Source organism: Desertibacillus haloalkaliphilus, from assembly GCF_019039105.1.
Classification (GTDB): Bacteria; Bacillota; Bacilli; order Bacillales; family KJ1-10-99; genus Desertibacillus; species Desertibacillus haloalkaliphilus.
In genome coordinates, this window is record NZ_JAHPIV010000274.1 from 1 (window position 1) to 393 (window position 393).

Here is a 393-nt window from a genome sequence, read left to right on the forward strand (position 1 = left end):
AAAAAAAAGGAGAGGAGAAAAGGAGAGGAAAGAGGGAAGAGGAGAAAGAGAGGGAGGAAAAGGGAAGAGGGGAGGGGAAGAGGAGGAGGAAGAGGGGGAGGGGAAGGGAGAAGAGAGGAAGAAAGGGAGGAGGGGAAAAGAAAGGAGAGAAAGGGAGAGGAGGGAAGAGGGAGAAAAAAGGGGGGAGGGAAAAGAAAGAAGAAGAAGGGGGGAGAAGAAAAGGGGAAAAAAAGGGAGAGGGAGGGAGAGGGGAGAGGAGGAAAAAGGGGAAAGGAAAAGGGGAGGGAGGAAGGAAAAGAGGAGGGGAGAGAGGAGAAAGGGAGGAAGGGAAGAGGGGGAGGAGAGGGGAAGGAAAAAAGGGAAAGAGGGAAGGGGAGGAGAGAGAAGGAAAGA

The 393-nt window shown here is 52.9% G+C and carries 1 protein-coding gene; it reads left to right on the forward strand.

Translation table 11 applies throughout. The annotated features are described in order from the left end of the window. On the forward strand, positions 1-393 hold a 393-nt coding region (locus KH400_RS29930), incomplete at both ends, for a hypothetical protein (RefSeq protein ID WP_217228228.1).